The organism is Pseudomonas paraversuta, from assembly GCF_904067025.1.
GTDB lineage: Bacteria > Pseudomonadota > Gammaproteobacteria > Pseudomonadales > Pseudomonadaceae > Aquipseudomonas > Aquipseudomonas paraversuta.
Genome location: NZ_CAJFDA010000001.1, coordinates 73,863 through 94,883, shown reverse-complemented (window position 1 = coordinate 94,883; position 21,021 = coordinate 73,863). Strand labels below are relative to the sequence as shown.

At 60.2% G+C, this 21,021-nt stretch carries 18 protein-coding genes; 8 read left to right on the top strand and 10 right to left on the bottom strand.

The window, feature by feature from the left end; all coding sequences use genetic code 11:
- The first annotated feature begins 79 nt into the window (after positions 1-79).
- From dadA to JQ848_RS00395, 6 genes are all read left to right on the top strand, one after another.
- Positions 80-1,381, top strand: coding sequence for a D-amino acid dehydrogenase (dadA, locus tag JQ848_RS00420; RefSeq protein WP_003437843.1), 1,302 nt, complete (start codon positions 80-82; stop codon positions 1,379-1,381).
- Positions 1,353-1,706: a RidA family protein gene (locus JQ848_RS00415; protein ID WP_003437845.1), complete on the top strand. Its 354-nt coding sequence runs from the start codon at positions 1,353-1,355 to the stop codon at positions 1,704-1,706. The genes dadA and JQ848_RS00415 overlap by 29 nt, the downstream gene beginning before the upstream one ends.
- 99 nt (positions 1,707-1,805) lie before the next feature.
- A complete protein-coding gene (gene alr, locus JQ848_RS00410) occupies positions 1,806-2,879 on the top strand; it encodes an alanine racemase (protein ID WP_202210167.1) in 1,074 nt (357 codons plus the stop codon).
- Positions 2,880-3,006: 127 nt separating this feature from the next.
- Entirely contained in the window at positions 3,007-3,555 is a 549-nt protein-coding gene (locus JQ848_RS00405) for a cupin domain-containing protein (RefSeq protein WP_003437848.1), read from the top strand.
- Between the two features lie 180 nt (positions 3,556-3,735).
- Entirely contained in the window at positions 3,736-4,149 is a 414-nt protein-coding gene (locus JQ848_RS00400) for a c-type cytochrome (RefSeq protein ID WP_127196668.1), read from the top strand.
- A 147-nt stretch (positions 4,150-4,296) separates the two neighbouring features.
- Positions 4,297-6,228 (top strand): acetyl-CoA hydrolase/transferase family protein, encoded by a 1,932-nt coding sequence (locus JQ848_RS00395; RefSeq protein WP_202210166.1) that lies wholly within the window; start codon positions 4,297-4,299, stop codon positions 6,226-6,228.
- A 46-nt stretch (positions 6,229-6,274) separates the two neighbouring features.
- On the opposite strand, the gene JQ848_RS00390 is transcribed toward JQ848_RS00395, so the two are convergent.
- Together JQ848_RS00390 and rep are read right to left on the bottom strand one after the other, a co-directional pair.
- Entirely contained in the window at positions 6,275-6,847 is a 573-nt protein-coding gene (locus JQ848_RS00390) for a xanthine phosphoribosyltransferase (RefSeq protein WP_003437854.1), read from the bottom strand.
- A 56-nt stretch (positions 6,848-6,903) separates the two neighbouring features.
- Complete coding sequence (gene rep, locus JQ848_RS00385) at positions 6,904-8,913, bottom strand: DNA helicase Rep (RefSeq protein WP_127196640.1); 2,010 nt, start codon at positions 8,911-8,913, stop codon at positions 6,904-6,906.
- A 260-nt stretch (positions 8,914-9,173) separates the two neighbouring features.
- On the opposite strand from rep, the gene JQ848_RS00380 reads away from it, so the two are divergent.
- Positions 9,174-10,841, top strand: a complete 1,668-nt coding sequence (locus JQ848_RS00380; RefSeq protein ID WP_003437857.1) for a putative bifunctional diguanylate cyclase/phosphodiesterase — start codon at positions 9,174-9,176, stop codon at positions 10,839-10,841.
- Between the two features lie 64 nt (positions 10,842-10,905).
- Here the strand turns inward: JQ848_RS00380 and JQ848_RS00375 are convergent, their stop codons facing one another.
- Positions 10,906-12,282, bottom strand: a complete 1,377-nt coding sequence (locus JQ848_RS00375) for a NorM family multidrug efflux MATE transporter (RefSeq protein ID WP_003437859.1) — start codon at positions 12,280-12,282, stop codon at positions 10,906-10,908.
- A gap of 152 nt (positions 12,283-12,434) precedes the next feature.
- Between JQ848_RS00375 and JQ848_RS00370 the strand changes: the two genes are divergently transcribed.
- Positions 12,435-13,355 (top strand): LysR substrate-binding domain-containing protein, encoded by a 921-nt coding sequence (locus JQ848_RS00370; protein WP_003437862.1) that lies wholly within the window; start codon positions 12,435-12,437, stop codon positions 13,353-13,355.
- A 10-nt stretch (positions 13,356-13,365) separates the two neighbouring features.
- On the opposite strand, the gene JQ848_RS00365 is transcribed toward JQ848_RS00370, so the two are convergent.
- From JQ848_RS00365 to JQ848_RS00335, 7 genes are all read right to left on the bottom strand, one after another.
- Positions 13,366-14,859 (bottom strand): YifB family Mg chelatase-like AAA ATPase, encoded by a 1,494-nt coding sequence (locus JQ848_RS00365; protein WP_202210165.1) that lies wholly within the window; start codon positions 14,857-14,859, stop codon positions 13,366-13,368.
- 132 nt (positions 14,860-14,991) lie between these two features.
- Positions 14,992-16,239 carry a VWA domain-containing protein gene (locus tag JQ848_RS00360; protein ID WP_003437866.1) on the bottom strand — a complete coding sequence of 416 codons (1,248 nt, stop codon included), beginning with the start codon at positions 16,237-16,239 and terminating at the stop codon, positions 14,992-14,994.
- A gap of 61 nt (positions 16,240-16,300) precedes the next feature.
- Positions 16,301-16,804 carry a hypothetical protein gene (locus JQ848_RS00355; protein ID WP_003437868.1) on the bottom strand — a complete coding sequence of 168 codons (504 nt, stop codon included), beginning with the start codon at positions 16,802-16,804 and terminating at the stop codon, positions 16,301-16,303.
- Between the two features lie 4 nt (positions 16,805-16,808).
- The gene (locus JQ848_RS00350) at positions 16,809-17,522 is read right to left on the bottom strand and encodes a hypothetical protein (RefSeq protein ID WP_202210164.1); all 714 of its coding nucleotides are present in this window, start codon (positions 17,520-17,522) and stop codon (positions 16,809-16,811) included.
- A 32-nt stretch (positions 17,523-17,554) separates the two neighbouring features.
- A complete protein-coding gene (locus JQ848_RS00345) occupies positions 17,555-19,102 on the bottom strand; it encodes an SUMF1/EgtB/PvdO family nonheme iron enzyme (protein ID WP_127196636.1) in 1,548 nt (515 codons plus the stop codon).
- Complete coding sequence (locus JQ848_RS00340; protein ID WP_202210163.1) at positions 19,092-20,315, bottom strand: ABC transporter permease; 1,224 nt, start codon at positions 20,313-20,315, stop codon at positions 19,092-19,094. The genes JQ848_RS00345 and JQ848_RS00340 overlap by 11 nt, the downstream gene beginning before the upstream one ends.
- Positions 20,299-21,018, bottom strand: coding sequence for an ABC transporter ATP-binding protein (locus JQ848_RS00335; RefSeq protein WP_127196634.1), 720 nt, complete (start codon positions 21,016-21,018; stop codon positions 20,299-20,301). Before JQ848_RS00335 ends, JQ848_RS00340 begins: the two co-directional genes overlap by 17 nt.
- Positions 21,019-21,021: the final 3 nt, after the last annotated feature.

Below are 21,021 nucleotides of genomic sequence, written 5' to 3'. Positions count from 1 at the left end.
GGCAAATGCTTCTTATACTGCGCTCATCTTCGCTTTGAACAATAAACGTCTGCGGCTGGCCGCGATGAGGGAAATAAATATGCGAGTTATGGTATTGGGTGGCGGCGTTATTGGTACTGCCAGCGCCTATTATCTGGCCCGAGCCGGTTTCGATGTAGTCGTCGTAGACCGTCAGCCAGCCGTTGCGATGGAAACCAGCTTTGCCAACGCCGGCCAGGTATCCCCGGGCTATGCATCGCCATGGGCCGCGCCGGGCGTTCCGCTCAAGGCGATCAAATGGCTGCTCGAGCGCCACGCGCCCCTGGCGATCAAGGCCACCACCAATATCGACCAGTACCTGTGGATGGCGCAGATGCTGCGCAACTGCACCGCCAGCCGCTATGCCGTGAACAAGGAGCGCATGGTGCGTTTGTCCGAGTACAGCCGCGACTGCCTCGATGAACTGCGCGCCGAAACCGGTATTGCCTACGAGGCTCGCAACCTCGGTACCACTCAATTGTTCCGCACCCAGGCCCAACTGGACGGCGCAGCCAAAGATATCGCCGTACTCAAGGAGTCCGGGGTGCCTTACGAGCTGCTCGACCGTGCGGGTATCGCCCGGGTTGAGCCGGCACTGGCCGGTGTCACTGACATTCTGGCCGGCGCCCTGCGCCTGCCGAATGACCAGACAGGTGACTGTCAGATGTTCACCACCCGCCTGGCTGAAATGGCTAAAAACCTGGGTGTCGAATTCCGCTTCGGTCAGGATATCCAGCACCTGGACTTCGCGGGCGATCGCATCAATGGCGTAATGATCGACGGCAAGCTCGAAACCGCTGACCGCTACGTACTGGCCCTGGGCAGCTACTCACCGCAAATGCTCAAGCCACTGGGCATCAAGGCCCCGGTTTACCCGCTCAAAGGCTACTCGCTGACCATCCCGATCACCGATCCGGCCATGGCCCCCACCTCGACCATTCTGGATGAGACCTACAAAGTCGCCATCACCCGTTTCGACAACCGTATCCGTGTCGGCGGCATGGCCGAGATAGCCGGTTTTGACCTGTCGCTCAATCCACGCCGGCGTGAAACCCTGGAGATGATCGTCAATGATCTTTATCCTCGGGGCGGTGATTTGAGCCAGGCAAGTTTCTGGACCGGCCTGCGCCCGACCACTCCGGACGGCACGCCGATCGTGGGCCCGACGCCATTTAAAAACCTGTTCCTGAACACCGGTCATGGCACACTCGGCTGGACCATGGCCTGCGGCTCCGGTCGCTTCCTCGCTGACGTGATGGCCAAAAAGACGCCACAGATCAGCGCCGAAGGCCTTGATATTTCCCGTTACGGAAACCACCAGGAGACTGCAAAACATGGCAATCCAGCGCCAGCTCACCAATGAACGCATGAGCCAGATCGTGGCTCACAACGGCACTGTTTACCTGTCAGGGCAAGTCGGCAATGACATGTATGCCGGGGTCGAGCAGCAAACCCGCGAAACCCTGAAAAATATCGAGCACCTGCTGGACCTGGCGGGCACCGACAAAAGCCACATCCTGTCGGTCACCATCTACCTCAAGAACATCGATGCCGACTTTGCCGGCATGAACAGTGTCTGGGACGAGTGGCTGCCTAAAGGCGTACAGCCTGCACGCGCAACGGTCGAAGCCAAGCTGTGTGAACCGGAAATTCTGGTGGAGCTGTCGGTTATCGCGGCACTGCCATAACACCCTTGATGTCATAACTGTCCCTCTTCCGGTGCCACCGTGGTCAAGCCACGGGTTGGCGCCGGTTTTTTATTCAACAGCCGTTAGAAGCCCGCCGCCATGCGCCCAGCCCGTGCCCTGATCGACCTTCAAGCCCTGCGTCATAACTACCAACTGGCCCGTGAAGTGACGGGGGCCAAAGCCCTCGCCGTGATCAAGGCCGACGCCTACGGCCATGGCGCCGTACGTTGCGCCCAGGCCCTGGAGGCTGAAGCCGACGGCTTTGCTGTTGCCTGTATCGAAGAAGCCCTGGAACTGCGCGCTGCCGGCATTCGCGCCCCTGTTCTGCTGCTTGAAGGTTTTTTTGAAGCAGATGAACTGCCGCTGATCGTCGAGCACGACTTCTGGTGCGTGGTGCATTCGCTGTGGCAGCTCGACGCGATCGAGCAGGCCCGCCTCGCCAGACCGATTCAGGTGTGGTTAAAACTCGACAGCGGCATGCACCGCGTCGGCTTGCACCCGCATGATTACAAAGCCGCCTACCAGCGCCTGCAGGCCAGCGGCAAAGTGGCAAAAATCGTACTCATGAGCCACTTCGCCCGCGCCGATGAACTGAACTGCAGCCGCAGTGAAGAACAGCTGGCGGTGTTTCAGGCGGCCCGTGCGGACTTGTCTGCCGAAGTCAGCTTGCGCAACTCGCCGTCGATCCTTGGCTGGCCAACCACCCCGAGTGACTGGGTCCGTCCGGGGCTCATGCTGTACGGGGCAACCCCGTTTGAAGAGCCGCAGGCTCAAGCTTCCCGCCTGCAGCCAGTGATGAGCCTGGAATCCAGAGTCATTTGCGTACGCGAATTGCCGGCAGGCGAGCCGGTGGGCTACGGCGCCAGATTCATCACCACCCGACCAATGCGCGTCGGCGTAGTGGCCATGGGTTATGCCGACGGCTACCCGCGTCAGGCGCCCACCGGCACCCCGGTACTGGTGGCCGGTGTACGCAGCCAGCTGCTGGGGCGGGTGTCGATGGACATGCTGTGCATTGATCTCACGGATGTGCCGCAAGCCGGCCTCGGTTCACCCGTCGAGTTGTGGGGCAAAACCATCCTCGCCAGTGAGGTGGCGGCCAAGGCTGACACCATTCCTTACCAGATTTTTTGCAACCTGAAACGAGCCCCGCGCCTCTATTCCGGGAACTGATGAGTTGTATCCAATGTGCGGAGCAAAATGGGTGTACAGGTTTGAAGTCGAAGTGTTGTAAATACTGAACGCTATCGCCATGATGGCGGCTTCTCGACCTGAACTTGACCCCTAGGAGGCTCCCGCATTGGACGTCGGTGAACGACTGCAATCCATCCGCAAACTTAAAGGCCTGTCACAGCGTGAACTCGCCAAGCGTGCGGGCGTCACTAACAGCACTATTTCGATGATCGAAAAAAACAGCGTGAGCCCTTCAATAAGCTCCCTGAGAAAAGTGCTGAGTGGCATTCCAATGTCCATGGTCGAATTTTTTTCCGAAGAGATCCTTCAGGAGAAACCGACGCAAATTGTCTACAAAGCCAATGAATTGATCGACATTTCAGATGGTGCCGTGACCATGAAACTGGTCGGCAAGGCGCATCCGAGTCGGGCCATCGCATTTCTTAACGAAATCTATCCACCGGGCGCCGATACCGGGGACGAAATGCTGACCCACGAAGGCGAAGAAACCGGAATCCTGGTGGAAGGCCGTCTGGAGTTGACCGTAGGTCTTGAGACCTTCGTGCTCGAAGCCGGCGACAGCTACTATTTCGAAAGCTCCAAGCCGCACCGTTTTCGCAATCCGTTCGATGTCGCAGCGCGACTAATCAGCGCAGCCACCCCGGCGAATTTCTAAGAAAAGAGGCGCCCTGCTTATGGGCAGAGGCATCCGCAGCTGCATTTCGCCATCTCTATTCCCCCTTTGTCTTTAGGGTTGTTTCAGAGTGGCGGGCTAACCGTTATACTTTTGCCGCCCGCGAAACCGTGGTTGTGGGCGTGAATAGCCACCATTGAGGGTGTACGCGTGAACCTAATTATGAAAATGCTGGCCGTACCAGCAACTGTATTGGCCCTTTGGGCAGTCAACGCTCAAGCGGCAACAAACGATGACATCGCAAAACGTCTCGAGCCTGTAGGCAAAGTCTGTGTTCAGGGCGAAGAATGTAAAGGCATGGATGTCGTCGCTTCAGCTGGTGGCGGCGGTGCTCAAAGCCCGGACGACATCATTGCCAAGCATTGCAACGCGTGCCACGGCACAGGCTTGCTGGGCGCACCGAAAATCGGTGACACCGCAGCCTGGAAAGAACGTGCCGATCACCAGGGCGGCCTCGATGGCATCCTGGCCAAGGCTATCACCGGGATCAACGCCATGCCGCCAAAAGGCACGTGCATGACCTGTACCGATGAAGAACTGAAAGGCGCCATCGAGAAGATGTCCGGCTTGAAGTAAGCCGATCTTCACCAGAAAAGCCGCTGATGGGCGGCTTTTTTGTGCCTGAAATTTGCTCCGGCACGCCCTTGATCCTCCTTGCTCTTTGCAACCAAGACCGGTCACTCTCTGTCACATCTCTATACACGGATGGTCTTGGAGGGTCAGATGGTGCAGTCCTGTTCGATCGAGCGCGCAGTCGATGATGTGCTCGCACGTTTGCCGATGCATATTCACCTCGGCTTGCCGCTGGGTCTGGGCAAGGCCAACCGGTTCGTTAACGCGCTATATCGGCGCATCAAGTTGCTGCCCGAGCGCCGGCTGACGATTTACACCGCCCTGAGCCTTGGTCGCCCGCCCCTGGGTGACGGTTTGCAGCGCCGCTTTCTCGAGCCCTTTGTGGAGCGGGTGTTTGGCGACTATATCGAACTGGATTATCTAGCCGACCTGCATCGCAACAGCATGCCGGGCAACATTCACGTCGAGCAGTTCTTTATGCAGCCGGGCAGCCTGCTCAATAGCCCGGCGGCGCAACAGGATTACGTCAGCAGCAACTACAGCCATGCCGCCCGCGATATCAACGCCAACGGCTTGAATCTGGTGGCGCAGATGGTCGCCCGTGATCCCCTGGATGCCACTCGCCTGAGCCTGAGCTGCAACCCCGATGTCACCCTCGATTTACTGCCCATGATCGCCAGACGCCGGGCCGCGGGCGAAACCATTCTGATACTGGGCCACGTGCACAGCGACTTGCCCTACATGCCCGGGGACTCTGAGCTCGACATCGAAGATTTTGACCTGCTGATCGACGAGGATGAGCACACCACGCTGTTTTCTACCCCCAATATGCCGGTGAGCCAGCAAGACCATTTTATCGGCCTGCACGCCAGCACTCTGGTGCGTGATGGCGGCACGCTACAGATTGGCATTGGTTCGATGGGCGATGCGCTGAGCGCCGCGTTGCTCGCGCGTCAGGGCGATAATGACGGCTACCGGGCCTTGCTCGGCGATATCGATATAACCCCATGGCGCTCGCTGATTGAACGCGAAGGCGGGGTCGAACCGTTCGCCCGGGGCCTGTATGGCTGTAGCGAGATGTTTGTGCACGGGCTGATGGTGTTGGCGGACGCAGGTATTGTGCGGCGCAAGGTGTACCCGGATATCGAGCGTCAGACGCAGGCCAATGCCGGCACCCTGGACGAAAGCCTGCACCGCGATGGCATCAGCGTACACGGCGGCTTCATCCTTGGTCCGGCCAGCTTTTACCAGCGCCTGAGGGAGTTGCCACTGAGCAGGCGCAGTGAATTCAACATGACCGCCATCAGCTACATCAACGAACTGTATGGCCAGGAAGACCTGAAGCGCTTGCAGCGGCGCGATGCGCGTTTTGTGAACAGCGCGTTCACCGCCACCTTGCTCGGGGCCGCCGTCGCCGATCAACTGGAAGACGGCCGCGTACTCAGCGGGGTCGGCGGCCAATACAACTTTGTGGCCCAGGGCCATGCGCTGCATGACGCGCGCTCGGTGATCATCCTGCGCAGCTGGCGCGAGTCGGGAGGCGATGTGAGTTCCAACATCGTCTGGGAATATGGCCACTGCACCATTCCCCGGCATTTGCGCGACATCGTGATAACCGAATACGGCATCGCATATCTGCGCGGCAAGACCGATCGTCATGTGATCGAGGCGATGCTGTCCATCACCGATTCACGCTTCCAGACCGAACTGATCGAACAGGCACAGCAAATCGGCAAATTGCCCAAGGACTTTTGCCTCGATCCGCGATTTGCCGACAACAGTCCGCAGCGCCTGCAATCGATTGCCGCGCGCCACCCGCATTTATTCCCGGAGTACCCGCTGGGCAGCGATTTCAGCACCCAGGAGCAAGACCTGCTGCGGGCGTTGAACTGGCTCAAGAGCAAATTCAAACTCACGCAGATCTATGAACTGGGCAAAGCCACGCTGGACGCACCTGCAGCGCAAGCATTCCCCGAACACCTCTCGCGCATGGGGCTTGAAAAGCCCGAGGGTCTGCGCGAAGAGCTGTATCAGCGCCTGCTGCTGGCAGGTTTGCAGGCGACCGCAAAGACCGGCATCTGACACCTGTCACCTGCAGGAGCGTGCTCCTGCAGGGAGGGCAGCGGTATCAGTCGATAAAGGTCACTTTACCGTCAGCCAGGGATTTAACCCGTGCCAACGACTCAACGCGATAACCCTGCGCGTCCAGTTCAGCACGACCGCCCTGGAACGACTTCTCGATCACGATACCCAGACCGGCAACCGTTGCGCCCGCTTGCTTGATAATCGAAATCAGCGCCTGGGAAGCTTTGCCGTTGGCCAGGAAATCGTCGATCACCAGCACGCGATCGGTGCTGGTCAGGTGACGCGGAGAAATCGCCACAGTGCTTTCGGTTTGCTTGGTGAACGAATACACCGTGGCCGACAGCAGGTTTTCAGTCAGGGTCAGGGACTGGTGCTTACGCGCGAAAATCACCGGTACACCCAGGTTCAGGCCCGTCATCACCGCCGGGGCGATGCCCGATGCTTCGATGGTAACGATCTTGGTGATGCCCGCATCCTTGAACAAACGCGCGAATTCATCGCCAATCTGCTTCATCAGGTACGGATCAATCTGATGGTTCAAAAAGGCGTCGACCTTCAAAACCTGATCGGAAAGCACGATGCCTTCTTCGCGAATTTTCTTGTGCAGTGCTTCCAACGTAACGTCCTCAAATAGCGCTTATGCGCTGAAGGTAGAGTAAAAAATAGTCAATTTTAGCGTTTTAGCATGGCGCGTATATCGGCCAATGCCGTATTTCCGCGAACCGCTTTCACTTCGGTGGGGGTGTCATCGTTACCTTCCCAGGCCAGATCGTCCGGGGGCAACTCATCCAGGAAGCGGCTCGGTGCGCAATCGATGATTTCGCCGTACTGCTTGCGCTTCGCTGCAAAGGTAAATGCCAGGGTCTCACGTGCACGGGTAATGCCCACATAGGCCAGCCGGCGCTCTTCTTCGATGGTGTCGGCTTCGATACTGGAGCGGTGCGGCAGGATCTCTTCTTCCATGCCCATGATGAACACGTAGGGAAATTCCAGACCTTTGGAGGCGTGCAACGTCATCATTTGCACGCCCTCGGCGCCATCTTCCTCTTCTTGCTGGCGTTCGAGCATGTCGCGCAACACCAGCTTGCCGATGGCTTCCTCGATCGTCATGGCACCGTCTTCGTCTTTTTCGAGGGTGTTTTTCAACGCCTCGACCAGGAACCAGACGTTGGACATACGATAGTCAGCAGCCTTTTCGCTGGAACTGTTGGTGCGCAGCCAGTTCTCGTAGTCGATGTCCATGATCATGCTGCGCAGCGCCGCGATCGGATCTTCGCCCGAGCATTGCTCGCGCACACGGTCCATAAAGCGCTTGAACCGCGCCAGACGGTCGGTAAAGCGGGGGTCCAGATGCTCACCCAGACCTATCTCGTCAGTGGCCGCATACATCGAGATTTTTCGCTCGGTGGCGTAGTTGCCCAGCTTCTCGAGGGTGGTAGAACCGATTTCGCGACGCGGGACGTTGATCACCCGCAGGAAGGCGTTGTCGTCGTCCGGGTTCACGATCAGTCGAAAGTAGGCCATCAGATCTTTCACTTCCTGACGCCCGAAGAAGCTGTTTCCGCCCGACAAGCGGTACGGGATCTGATGGTGTTGCAGCTTCAATTCGATCAGCTTTGCCTGATAGTTGCCGCGATACAGGATCGCAAAGTCACTGTAAGGCCGATCGGTGCGCAAGTGCAGGGTCAGGATTTCAACAGCCACGCGCTCGGCTTCGGCATCTTCGTTGCGGCAGCGGATGACCCGGACTTCGTCGCCGTGGCCCATCTCACTCCACAGTTGCTTCTCGAACGCGTGGGGGTTGTTGGAGATCAGCACGTTGGCGCAGCGCAGAATGCGGCTGGTGGAGCGATAGTTTTGCTCCAGCATCACCACTTTCAGGGACGGATAGTCGTCCTTGAGCAACATCAGGTTTTCCGGGCGGGCACCGCGCCAGGCATAGATCGACTGGTCATCGTCGCCCACAACGGTGAACTGATTGCGTGTACCGATCAGGTATTTCACCAGCAAATACTGGCTGGCGTTGGTGTCCTGATACTCGTCCACCAGCAGGTAGCGGACCTTGTTCTGCCACTTTTCGCGAATGTCGGTGTGCTCTTCGAAGAGCTTCACCGGCAGCAGAATCAGATCGTCAAAGTCCACCGCGTTGTAGGCTTTAAGCGTGCGCTGGTAGTGGGTGTAGACAATGGCCGCCGTCTGTTCCTTGGGATTGCGCGCGTTTTCCAGGGCCTGGGGCGGCAGGATCAGATCGTTTTTCCACGAGCCGATCATATTCTTGATCTCGTCGACCCCGTCGTCGCCCGAGTATTCCTTTTGCATGATATCGGTCATCAGCGCTTTGACGTCGGCCTCGTCAAAGATCGAGAACCCGGGCTTGTAGCCCAGCCGCGCATGCTCCTTGCGGATGATGTTAAGCCCCAGATTGTGGAAGGTACACACCGTCAGGCCACGACCCTCGCCCTTCTTGAGCAGGGTGCCCACCCGCTCCTTCATCTCGCGCGCCGCTTTGTTGGTAAACGTCATGGCGACGATGTACTGGGCACGAATGCCGCAGTTCTGAATCAGGTGCGCGATTTTGCGGGTAATCACGCTGGTTTTGCCGGAGCCTGCGCCGGCGAGCACCAAAAGAGGGCCGCCGACGTAGTTCACGGCTTCTTGCTGCCGGGGATTGAGTCGGGACATGACGAAAATAGGGGTCGTGTGCAAAAAGGGCAGGCATTTTAACAGGCTGAGCAGATATTGCTGCCTCCGTGCGACGGTGTGACGTGGCACTCTATCTAAATTTGCCGCTTTTGTTAGTTTGCCGCAGGATACCGGGGGGTTTTAGTCTACCGTTTGGTATACACCGACCGCGCGTAATTGATAATCGGTGTCATTTACCATTAAGTATTGGCGCGTCATAATGCCCATCGCCTGAATTATGCAGAGTCTAGGGAGCTAGCTTGTCCAAGCATGTTGAACCCTTGCGTTTACTGCTACTGGCCGAAGAGCCATCTTGGGCAGCGTTAGTGCGCGAGTGCCTGGCGCCCATGGGAAGCAAGGTCGTACTGATGTGCGCACCGGACTGGGAATCTGTCAGCTACCTGTTCGAGCACGATCGAAATGCACTGCTTCTGACCACCCCGGCGCTGCAACCCGCCCCGGGACGCTGTCGCATGCCCACGGTTCTGTTGCTCGACAGCGAACCCGTGGATCCTCCCCAGGGGGTCAGCGACTGGTTAATCAGTACCAGCCTGAACACCGATGTCCTGCGCCGCTGTTTGCGCCATGTGCGCGAGCGCGGAGTGCTTGAACACACCTTGCAGCGCCTGGCCGAAGAAGACCCGCTGACCGGCATTGCCAACCGCCAGGGCTTCCAGACCCTGCTGGCCGTGCGTTTGGCCGAAAGCGACGGGCGTGGCATCGCCCTCGGGCACCTTGACCTGGACAATTTCCGTCACGCCAACGACGCCCTCGGGCATCAGGCGGGAGACCGCCTGATCCTGCAAGTAGTCGCACGTCTCAAAAGCCAGCTCGAGGCCGGCGATCAGCTTGCCAGGCTGGGCAGTGATGAATTCGCCCTGCTGATCGATACCCGCCGTGCCCCCGAGCGCGCCGAATGGATCGCCGAGCGCATCACCGAAGTCATGGCCGAGCCCTACTGGATCGACGGTGAAAGCCTGCTGATCGGCTGCAGCCTTGGCATTGCCCATGCACGGGCCAGCGCCGGGGCCGACCCATTGATGTGGCACGCACACATTGCCATGCAGCAGGCCAAAAGCACCCAGGGCTGCACCTTTCATGTGTTCGACGAACGCATCAATCGCAATGCCAGAAGCCTGGCCGACCTTGAAAGCGAGCTGCGCCGGGCCTTGCGCCGTGACGAACTTGAACTGCATTACCAGCCGCGCCTGGATCTGGGCACGGGCAAGATCGTCGGGCTCGAGGCACTGGTACGCTGGCGCCATGCCGAGCGCGGCTTGCTCGCGCCCAACGAGTTCGTGCCACTGGCCGAGCAAAGCGGGCTGATCGTGCCGCTGGGTTACTGGGTCATTTCCCGGGCCCTGCGCGATATGCAGACCCTGCGCGAGCTTGGCCTGCCGGCGCTGCACATGGCGGTCAACCTGTCGTTCCGCCAATTCCAGGACAGTCAGTTGCTTTCAACCCTCAGCCGCTTGATCACCGAGCGCGCAGTTGAAGCCCAGTGGCTGGAATTCGAGCTGACCGAAACGGCTGTCATGCGCCGCAGTGACCTGGTCAAACAGACAATGGATGCCTTGGGAAGGCTGGGGGTGCGCTTCTCGCTGGACGACTTCGGCACCGGTTTTTCATCGTTCGTGCATCTCAACAGCCTGCCGATTGCGCTGCTCAAAATCGACAAGAGTTTCGTCGGCGGCATGGAAGACCGCGAAGAAAACCGCAAGCTGGTGCATGCCATGATCAACCTGGCCCACAACCTGAAACTGGAAGTGGTTGCCGAAGGCGTCGAAACCCCTGAGCAATTGTCCTTGCTGCGGGGGTTTGGCTGCGATCAGGTGCAGGGCTACTTCATCAGCAAACCGCTGCCGCTGGCAGACCTGGTGGAGTTTTTGACCTTGGGCGAGCAGCAGAAGGTACCGCAGGTTATCTAGCCATCACCGTCACCTGCAGGAGCGAGCTGTTCAATACGCCAGCCAGGAACTCGCTCCTGCAGACTCAACTTGCCTTGAGCTCACGCTTTAACATGCGCCGCATCTTCCATTCGAATGCCAGGGTCAGGCTTACCGACGCGCAAGCCAGACCCAATGCCAGCCCCCACCAAACCCCGGTAGGGCCCCAGCCAAGGGTGAACGCCAACAACCAGGCCATCGGCGCACCAATAGCCCAATAGCAGAACAGCCCCACCAGGAACGTGGTCCGGGCATCCTTGAGCCCGCGGATAGCGCCCATGGCAATGGTTTGCACTCCATCGAACAGCTCGAACCACGCCGCCACCGCCAGCAAACTGATAGCCAGCTCGAACACCGGGCGGAATGCCGGGTCGTTGTAATCCAGAAACAGACCAATCAGCTGGCTCGGCCAGAACCAGAACACCACTGAAAAACCAAGCATGATCAGCGCGCCGCAACCGATCCCGACCCGACCGGCCAGTCGCGCCCGGAGCAAATCGCCACCGCCATAGTGCTTACCGATACGCATGGTAATTGCATAGGACAACCCGGCCGGAACCATGAACGCCGCCGACACAATCTGCAGCGCAATCTGATGCGCAGCCAGTTGAGTGCTGCCCATCGTGCCCATGCACAGTGCTGCAAAGGCAAACAACCCGACTTCCACCGCGTAGGTGCCGCCAATCGGCAAGCCAAGGCGCCACAGTTCACGCAGGTACGTCAGATTAATCCGCGACAGGCCATTGCGAATCGGATACGCGTCGTAGGCCGGATGCCGATGAATATGCCAGGCCAAGCCTGCGGCCATACAGGTGGCCACGATTGCCGTGACCAGGCCGATGCCCATCAAGCCCAGCTTGGGCAGGCCGAACATACCGGTGATCAACGCGTAATTGAGCAGAAAGTTGGCCACGGTGCCGATCAGACTGATCACCATCACCGGCGTCGCTCGCCCCATGGCGCTGGTAAAACCACGCAACGCCATGAACGTCATGTAGCCGGGCAGGGCGAAGGGCAGCAGCAGCAAAAACTGGCCCGCGGCTTCAACGTTGGTAGGCGTCTGGCCAAACAACAGCAGCAGCGGTTTGATATTCCACAGCATCAGCGCGCCGCCCAGGGCCAGGCCCCAGGCCAGCCACAGTCCGGCCTGGGTCAGGCGGGTCGCGCCTTCGATATCGCCTGCCCCCTGACGAATCGACACCAGGGTGCCCACCGCCGCAATCACACCGATGCAGAAAATCGACACGAATGAGTAACTGGCCGCCCCCAGGCTCCCGCCTGCCAAAGCCTCCGGGCTCAGACGAGCCATCATCAGGGTGTCGGTAAGCACCATCAGCATATGAGCCAACTGCGAGGCAATAAGCGGCCCGGCCAGCCGCAAAAGGGCCCGGAGTTCGATACGAACGGGATGCTGTAGGGTCATCAGTAAAATTTCTGTAGGTGCGTTGAAGGGCTTGATTCTCGGCGCGTTGAGTGTTTTAAGCAAAGGGATAAAAACGATCCATGACATGATTAAAACTCATATATAGATCCGTAATTTTCCACTGTTTGGTGTTGCGCCCAGGAATAATCCTCATGTCACGTAGCCTTCCTCCGCTTTATGCCTTGCGCGCCTTTGAAGCCGCGGCCCGCCACAGCTCATTTACCCGAGCGGGCGAAGAGCTGTCGATCACCCAGAGCGCCGTCAGTCGCCATATCAAAACCCTGGAAGCGCATTTCGCCTGCCGGTTATTCCAGCGCAATGGCCGCACCTTGCAACTCACCGAATCTGCCCGCTTGCTGTTGCCGGGCGTGCGCGAAGGTTTTGCGGCCCTGGAGCGCGCCTGTACCACCTTGCGTGCCGAAGATGACATCTTGCGCATGAAGGCCCCCTCGACCCTGACCATGCGCTGGTTACTGGCCCGCCTCAGTCGCTTTCGCCATTTGCAGCCGGGCAATGAAGTGCAACTGACCAGCGCCTGGATGGATATCGACCATGTGGACTTCAATCAGGAACCCTTCGACTGCGCGGTGCTGCTGAGCAACGGGCACTTCCCGCCCGACTGGGAGGCCACATTGCTGTTCCCGGAGATGCTGATTCCCGTCGGCGCGCCCAACCTGCAAGACGACCAGCCATGGGATGCCAGGCGTCTGGCGGCCACTGAACTGCTGCACCCCACACCTGACCGTCGCGACTGGCGGCGCTGGCTCGACTGCATGGGCCTGAGCGGCCAGGTGTCCCTCAAGGGCGGGCAGGTATTCGACACCCTGGAGCTGGGCATGATCGCCGCCGCCCGTGGCTACGGCATCTCAATGGGCGACCTGCTGATGGTGGCCGAAGACGTTGCTCAGGATCGTCTGAGCCTGCCCTTTAGAACCGCCGTGGCCAGCGGCGAAAACTACTATCTGGTGTGGCCCAAAACCCGCCCCGGCGGCGAACGTTTGCGCCGTCTGAGTGATTTCTTGCAACACGAAGTGGCCGCGATGGAACTGCCGGTGGTCAGGCGCATGGCGTGAGTCAGGCCCGTTACCCGCTCACCGGCCGGTACTGCAACGCCTCCGCCAGATGCTTGCGCTCTATAGCGTCCACTTGCTCCAGATCGGCCAGGGTTCGTGCAACTTTCAACAACCGGTGAGCGGCCCGCAGCGACAGGCCCATGCGCTCGCAGGCCGTCTCCAGCCAGGTGTTATCCACAGCACTGAGCCTGCACTGGCTCCGCACCCCGGGCAGGTCCAGAAAAGCATTGGCACAGCCCTGGCGCTGCAGCTGCCGTTCACGGGCACCAGCCACTGACGCGGCGGCGCTGGCCGTGGTCAAGCCGCAGGCAAGAGCGGGGTTGAGCGAGGTGGTTTCGCGGGCCACGGTCAGGTGCAGGTCGATGCGATCGAGCAAGGGCCCGGACAGCTTGTTGCGGTAGCGCTGGATGTGCTCCGGGGTACAGCGACAACGGCCCGTGGGCTCTCCCAGATAGCCACAGGGGCAGGGGTTCATTGCCGCCACCAGCTGGAAGCGCGCCGGAAACCGCATTCGATCCCGGGCCCGGGCGATCACGATAAATCCCGATTCCATCGGTTCTCTGAGCACCTCCAGCACTTTGCGATCGAATTCGGGCAGTTCATCCAGAAACAACACCCCGTGGTGCGCCAAAGTGATCTCGCCCGGCTGGGGTTTTGAGCCGCCGCCAACCAGCGCCGGGCCGGAAGCCGAATGGTGCGGCTGGCGAAACGGACGCTGCGGCCAGCACTTGAGGGGCACATGACTGGCCACCGATTGAATGGCCGCCACCTCCAGCGCCTCTTGCTCGTTGAGGGGCGGCAATAACCCCGGAAGACGGCTGGCCAGCAGGGTTTTGCCCGTGCCGGGCGGCCCGGTGAACAACAAATTGTGGCTGCCAGCAGCGGCAATCACTAACGCCCGCTTGGCCGAGAGCTGGCCCTGTACATCGCTCAAGTCCGGATAAGGCATGCTCTCGCGCAGCAAGCCACTGGCGCCGTAAGGTTCAAGCACTGTACGGCCGGCGAAGTGCGCCACTGCCTGCAACAAGTGTTCGACCGCGATGACCGTCAGGCCGGAGGCCAGACAGGCTTCCTCGGCATTGGCCAGCGGCACCAGCAAAGTCCGGCCCGCAGCACGGGCTGCCAGGGCGGCAGGCAGTACGCCCTGCACCGACCTGATGGCGCCCGACAGGGCCAGTTCACCGAGACACTCGACCTGGGCCAGGGATACAGCGGGGATTTGCCCGCTGGCAGCCAGGATGCCGAGAGCAATGGCCAGGTCAAAACGCCCGCCGTCCTTGGGCAGGTCGGCAGGCGCCAGATTGAGGGTGATACGCCGGGCCGGAAACTCAAACCCGGAGTTTAGAATCGCGCTGCGTACCCGGTCCTTGCTTTCCTTGACTGCGGTTTCCGGCAGCCCGACCAGGGTCAGTGCCGGCAACCCGTTGGCCAGATGCGTTTCGACCGTAACGGCCGGGGCCTCGACGCCCACTCTGGCTCGGCTGTAAACGATGGCCAGCGACATGACTCACTCCTTGAGTTCACAAAGCGTCCATCCTGCGCGAATCAACGACCCGGGGCAGGGTCGCAATGGATACGGAATGTGTTGCGAGCCCCCGGTCGTCAGCGCGTCAAACGCCGGGCAGACTCGCCGCGATCATTCACATTCCGACACCGGGCCGGTGGCCTCTTTCAACGCATCGGCCAAATCGCTGGCGTTGCGACTGGAGTAAATACTGCCTCCGGTATTTTCAGCGATGCAGTCAGACAGCGAGCTGTCGCCAATATTGACCACGTTGACCCGCAGACGCGGCTGTTCGGTGGCAATGGTCTGCGCCACCTTGCACACGTTCTGGTTACAGCCATCGTCACCGTCGACAAACATCACAATCACCGCATCGCGGTCACGGCCGTTGACCGTGCGCGCGGCCTTTTTCAGGCTCGACGCCAGGGGAGTACCGTCGTCGGCGTTCAAACGCTGAATCCCGTCGATTAATTGCCCACGCCGGGCCGCGTTGAAAACGCCGTGATCCGGTTGTTGCGAACAGCCGGCGAAGGTCATCAAGCGCGTATCAATGTCCGGGTGCAGGTTATTGATCATTCCCGACAACGAGGCCTTGGCCACGTCCAGCCGGGTTTGTGGGCTGAACATCCTGATTGTGCGCGGGTCGTCAGCCGCCGGTCGGGGGCGCGTCTTGAAATACCAGTCTTCGTCAGCCTTGGTGGCGGCAATGTTCAGGTTCATCGAGCCCGAGGTGTCCAGAATCACCACAAACTCCGGCGGCAGCTCCCCGCCACCCGGTACCTTGGCCCGACAGGCATAACTGCTCTGGCCCGGCCACAGGTTCATCAGTGGCAAACGCCACTGCCACAACGCCCACAGCAACAGCCCCAACCCCAATAACCCGGCAAGCAGCCACAACCAGCCGCGCCAGACCCGCCACACTATTACCCGGCGCACCACCGGACGTGGGGCTGGCGCGGGTGCCGGCGGCGGGGCCACGACCGCAGCCCGCGGCTGCAGCCCCCAACGCACCACAACCGGGTCACCGTTGACGCTGTACAGATTGTTCAGGTCCGGCGGGCGGATCAGTGAACGCAAGCTGGCGGCCTGTTCGGCCTGGCCGCGCGCGACCAGCTCATCGGCCAGCAAGCCCAGGGTTTCCTGGCGCTGGCGATAGCGTTCCAGCAACGCCGCCTGCTGATCTTCGTTCAACTCGTGGAAGCGCGTAGGCTGGCCGCCCAGCTCCGTCCACCACTCCACCACATTGCCGCTGCCGATGCGCGGGATCGCGTAGACACTCGCCACCGACGGCGGGAAATGCTTGAGGATCAGCGCAATTTTCGCTTCCAGCACATCCAGCTCTGTGGAGCTGGCGTGCTCATCCCGGGTAATGCGCTGCATGCAGTGGCTTCCTGAAAAAGGGTCGGCGGCACTTGGCCGCCGACTGGACGGGGATGCAGGGTTATTCGTAACCGAGGCTGAATTGCAGCTGGTTCACCTTCTTCTGCAACGTCTTGAGCTCCTGCTGCCTGGCGGCCACCAGCGCCGGATCAGCGCTGCTGGCCGGCTTGGCACGGGCGGCCTGGAGCTGCTGTTCAAGCCCGGCAATCTGCTGCTGTACCTGCGCCTTGTTGCCACTGCGGGCTTTGAGCGAACCCAGTAACTGGTTCAGCGACTGGTTCAATGCCGCCTGGGACTTTTGCTGGCCCAGCAGGTCGGTGCGCGACACCGCCTGTTGCGCGGCAATGTTTTCGTAGACCTGATGGAACAGCGCATTTTCCTGCTGCGACTTGGCCAGCGCCAATTCGTTTTGACGAATCTGCTCGCTGTAACCGCCACCGGCGTCGCAGTTCATTTTGGTGAACAGCCCGGCGTCACGGTTGCCGGCATCACATTCACCCGGCTGTGTGGCGCAACCGGACAACGCCAGCAAAACACCGAAACCCAGTATCAATCGTGCGTTCATCGTCTCAACCCAGAGTGATTGCAGAGCGCTGGCTGTACAAGCCATCGACTTCTTTTTGCAGGCTGGCGACTTTCTCGTTCATCTTCGAGATATTGGCGTCGATTTGCTTGAGCTCCGGGGCATTGCCCTGGGCACGCTCGGCTTGCACCACGTCGTTATAGCCCTTGACCTTGACCCGCATGTTGTCCAGCTCCTGGCGCAACTGAGCAATGTTGCCGTCAACCATGGCGATTTGTTTTTTAGCCTGGGCCTGATCGATTTTCTTGCTGGCCAGGTCGCGCTTGATCTGCGCGATCTGCGCCTGGTCATCCTTGATCACCTGCTGAGCCGTCGCGGTACGCGACACTACTTTTTGGGTGTCCAGCTGCACATCGCTGTTGTACTTCTGCAAACGCTCGCTGGTGTTGGAGTATTCGCTGCGACGCTGATCCAGGTAGTAGTTGGCGCCCATTGCCACGCCACATGCGGTGACACCCGCAGCAATCATGCACACGGTTTTATTGCCGCTATCGGCCAGTACACAGGCCAATACACCGGTACCGACCCCCATGGCGCAGGCCTGATAGCCCGACTTGCTGAAGAACTGGGCGTCCGAGCTCTGGGTCAGGCGCGGATCGACCATGCTGCTGCCCGTGCTGGCGCAACCGCCCAACAGCAGGCTGCCTGTGAGTACAGAACTGATCAGTAACCGGGAAGAGGACCACAGGCTGCGCATCATCGTATTTCTCCTTGTTGAAGCAGGTATTGGGCTTATTGGGTGACCGATTTGCAGCTCTTCAACCAGGCGTCAGTGTCGATCCTCTGCTTTTGCAGATAGGTCTTCTGATTCGCCCAGTGAGTGCGCAGGTAAGGTTTGAGTTCTTGCAGTTGTTTGTTCTGGCCGATGATTTCTTCCATCACCGGCACCTGCGGTTCCAGCAGGGACTGGCCGTACAAGGACGCCGACTCCACCAGGCTGCTGGCGTAATAACGGCTGAGTTTGTGCAGACGGTCTTTCTGTTCGTCCAGCTTGCCTTTGCGCATGTCGCAGCTCGGGTCCTTGTCTTCGGACTCGCAATTGAGGGCGTAATTTTTCTGCAGGAAGTCCAGGTACTGGCCGTCATCGAGCATTTTGGTACACAGGAACGCCCCCAGATTGAGGCTCGCGCGAATCGCCTGGTCGCGGGTTTCTTCCTGCTGCTGATTGCTGGCACGCAGCTGGTTTTCCAGGGCCTGGAGCTTTTCTTTGAGGGCCTTGTCTTCCACCGCGGAGGCCAGCGAGTTCAGCTCCTGGACCGCGCCGCGGTCTTTCCCGGTGTCACCCTGGACAGCGCCCGTGCCGAGGCTCTGCCAGCTCTTTTCGATGCTGCCCACACGCTCGCGCGAGGTGAGTGTCGGCGACACCAGAACCAGCCGCAGGCCGGTGGTTTTATTCTTAACCTGGCCGTCGGCGTTGTAGTAAGGCTCTTCTTTGCGCAAGGACGTGCGCACGTCCGCCTGGGGCGTCAGGTAGTTGCCGCCGCGTACCACATAGCCGCCGGCCTGACCGTGTTGCCGATCGAGCTTATTCAGGCGAAAGGGCTCGAACATCATTTCATCGGCGTTACCGAGCATGTCGTGCAGGCCCAGCGGGTTGGGTTTTTGTAGCCCGCCCAGTTGCAGCTTGCCGTTGGACGATTGCGCACCGCCGAACCACTCATAAGCGTTCAGGCCGTCCGGCATCGGGTAGCGTGTATCGCTGAATTCGGCGGCCCCCACTTCCAGCCCGCCACGGGCGGCGAACTCCCATTCGGTTTCAGTCGGCAGGCGCAAAAAGCCCAGCGCACCATCTTCCTTGGGCAGCGCGGCGGCAGCGTTTTTACGCAACCACAGGTTGTATTTGTCGGCCACTTCGATGGCTTGTACCCAACTGATCGCCACCTGCGGCAAGCGCAGCTTGTTCGACGGCACCGGGCAGGTTTCATCGGTCAGAGCCTGATACTGCAACTGGCTCATCTCGTACTTGGCCATCAAGTAATAACGGGACTTGTCGGTTTTGCTGCCGGTGAAACTGCCGGAAATAAACGCGGGGCGCTTCTGCTCCACATACCCCCATTCGGCGCTGTCCTGACCGATATTGATCGGGTAGTCGTCCAGCGGGCCGGTAACGGGAATGAACACCTTGCGAAATACCATCGAGCCGTCGCAGGGCATGGGCAATACGACGTCACTGGCGTCGGCGGCCGGGTTGTAGAATTTCTCGTCCCAGGCCGCCGCCGAGGCGCCGGGCAAGTAGCCAAGGCTCAGGAATGCGAGCGCAACAACAGATTTATAACTCACGCAGACTCTCCGCAGGTTGGATGCTGATGGCCCGCAGGGCGCCGATCACGGCGACCAGTGCAGCGACCAACAGGGCGATCAGCAGGGCTGCCAGCCCGTGCCAGACAGTGATGTGGCAGACAAAGGTGCCGGTGGCCTGACTGCTGCCCAGCAGATGGTCGAACAGCAGGCTGCCCACGCCATAAAACGCCAGCCCGCCGACATAGCCGGCCAGGCTTAAGAGCAACGCCTGAGCGATCACGAACCCGGCCACTGCCGGGCTGCTGAAGCCCAGTAATCGCAGAACCGCCAGGCTTTTGCGTTTGCGGTCGATATTGGCCAGGAACGCACCGATCATCGAGGCGATGCAGCCAATCAGCGCGGCCCCGGCGATCACGCCAAAGATCAGCCCCAGTACATGGTTGATGGCTTTGACGTTGTCGATATCGGCCAGGCGGCTCGATGTCTCGATGTTCTGCTGGTTCAGCCAGCGTTCCAGCGGCGCCACGCTATCGATATCACGGGCATAGACCCGGGCGCGGGCATACAGCGGCTGCAAGTCGCCGACCGGTTTGCCGGTAGCAAGGCCAAGCGCCGGGACCTGGTAGCCATCGCGAAAGCGTTCCAGCTCGAGCAATAAAGGCGGTGCAACGAAACCGGCGGCGCGGCCAAAGCGGGCGGCGTCGAGCACCGCGACCACGATCAGATTCAGCTCGCCGCGCTCATTGATGCCGTCCAGACGGCGGCTCACCCGCACCCGCACGCTGTCGCCGACATCGGCTTGCAGACGTTGGGCGGCACGGGCACTGAGGATCACCTGATTGGCACTCAACGTGATATCGGGCAGGTTCAGCAACGGGTCAGCCGCCGCGCTGGGGATAATTTCGGCGTTTTCGACAAAACGCTGCAGGCCCACCAGCAGGTCGGCCTGCGTATTCAGCGAACGGGTCTGGCCGATGGCGAAACCGACTTCAGGTCGCTGGCGCAAACCCTCGATCCAGGCGGTGTCGTAATTGCCGCTACTGAGCATTTTCACTTCAAGGTTGCGCGGGTCGCTGAGCAGTTCGTTCTGCAACTGGCTGACTACGCCATGCTTGAGCCCGAACAGCAGCAACAGCGGTGCGATCACCGCCACCAGCGACGCGGCGATGCACAAGGACACTTTGCGGTCATGCCAGAGGTCTTCGACCGCCAGCTTGCCGAGCAGGCCGAGGCGGCTAATCCATGGCTTCAAAGCGTGTTTCTCCCTGACCGCTGATGGCACCCAGACGCGGCAAACCAAAATCGCGCACCAGCGCCCAGTCATGGGACACCACCAGTGCGCTCAAGCCCAGCTCATTCACCAGACTCAGCAACAATTCAAACAAACGCCTGGCGCTGTGGGGATCAAGTGCCGCGGTGGGCTCATCGGCCAGCAGCAACTGCGGCTCATGGGCGATAGCCCGCACGCACGCCACGCGCTGGCGTTCGCCGATGGACAAGGCCTGGGGCAACTTGTCCAGCAAGCCCTCCAGCCGCAGCGCCTGCACTGCACGCTCGACCTGCGCACTCTCGACCGGCATGCCGAGCAGGCGGCGGGGCAGTGTGATGTTGTCGCGCACGCTCAAAAACGGCAGCAAGCCGCCACTTTGCAAGATGAACCCCAGGTCCCGCGAACGCACCGCCGACAACGCCGGCTGGTCATTGGCCGCGAGCATGCGGGCTATATCCAGTGCCTTGGCCCCTGGCTCATGACGCGCCGGACCAAGGCTGAAGCGCCCCAGCTCGACGGGCATCAGCAGCAGGCCGATGGCTTCGAGCAGGGTACTTTTGCCACAGCCGCTTTCGCCGGTGATGGCGAGGATTTCGCCGGCCTTTACCTGCAAGGCTGGCAACCGCACGCTATGGGCCTGCGCACCGCTGCCACGGCGCACCAGCATGTCCTGAATATCGAGCATGGG

Coding starts and splice junctions, on each gene's coding strand:
- JQ848_RS00350 (WP_202210164.1), bottom strand. CDS start 17,522: ATGATGCGCAGCCTGTGGTCCTCTTCCCGGTTACTGATCAGTTCTGTA.
- JQ848_RS00415 (WP_003437845.1), top strand. CDS start 1,353: ATGGCAATCCAGCGCCAGCTCACCAATGAACGCATGAGCCAGATCGTG.
- JQ848_RS00400 (WP_127196668.1), top strand. CDS start 3,736: ATGAAAATGCTGGCCGTACCAGCAACTGTATTGGCCCTTTGGGCAGTC.
- JQ848_RS00375 (WP_003437859.1), bottom strand. CDS start 12,282: ATGACCCTACAGCATCCCGTTCGTATCGAACTCCGGGCCCTTTTGCGG.
- JQ848_RS00360 (WP_003437866.1), bottom strand. CDS start 16,239: ATGCAGCGCATTACCCGGGATGAGCACGCCAGCTCCACAGAGCTGGAT.
- JQ848_RS00335 (WP_127196634.1), bottom strand. CDS start 21,018: ATGCTCGATATTCAGGACATGCTGGTGCGCCGTGGCAGCGGTGCGCAG.
- JQ848_RS00365 (WP_202210165.1), bottom strand. CDS start 14,859: ATGTCGCTGGCCATCGTTTACAGCCGAGCCAGAGTGGGCGTCGAGGCC.
- rep (WP_127196640.1), bottom strand. CDS start 8,913: ATGTCCCGACTCAATCCCCGGCAGCAAGAAGCCGTGAACTACGTCGGC.
- dadA (WP_003437843.1), top strand. CDS start 80: ATGCGAGTTATGGTATTGGGTGGCGGCGTTATTGGTACTGCCAGCGCC.
- JQ848_RS00395 (WP_202210166.1), top strand. CDS start 4,297: ATGGTGCAGTCCTGTTCGATCGAGCGCGCAGTCGATGATGTGCTCGCA.
- alr (WP_202210167.1), top strand. CDS start 1,806: ATGCGCCCAGCCCGTGCCCTGATCGACCTTCAAGCCCTGCGTCATAAC.
- JQ848_RS00370 (WP_003437862.1), top strand. CDS start 12,435: ATGTCACGTAGCCTTCCTCCGCTTTATGCCTTGCGCGCCTTTGAAGCC.
- JQ848_RS00355 (WP_003437868.1), bottom strand. CDS start 16,804: ATGAACGCACGATTGATACTGGGTTTCGGTGTTTTGCTGGCGTTGTCC.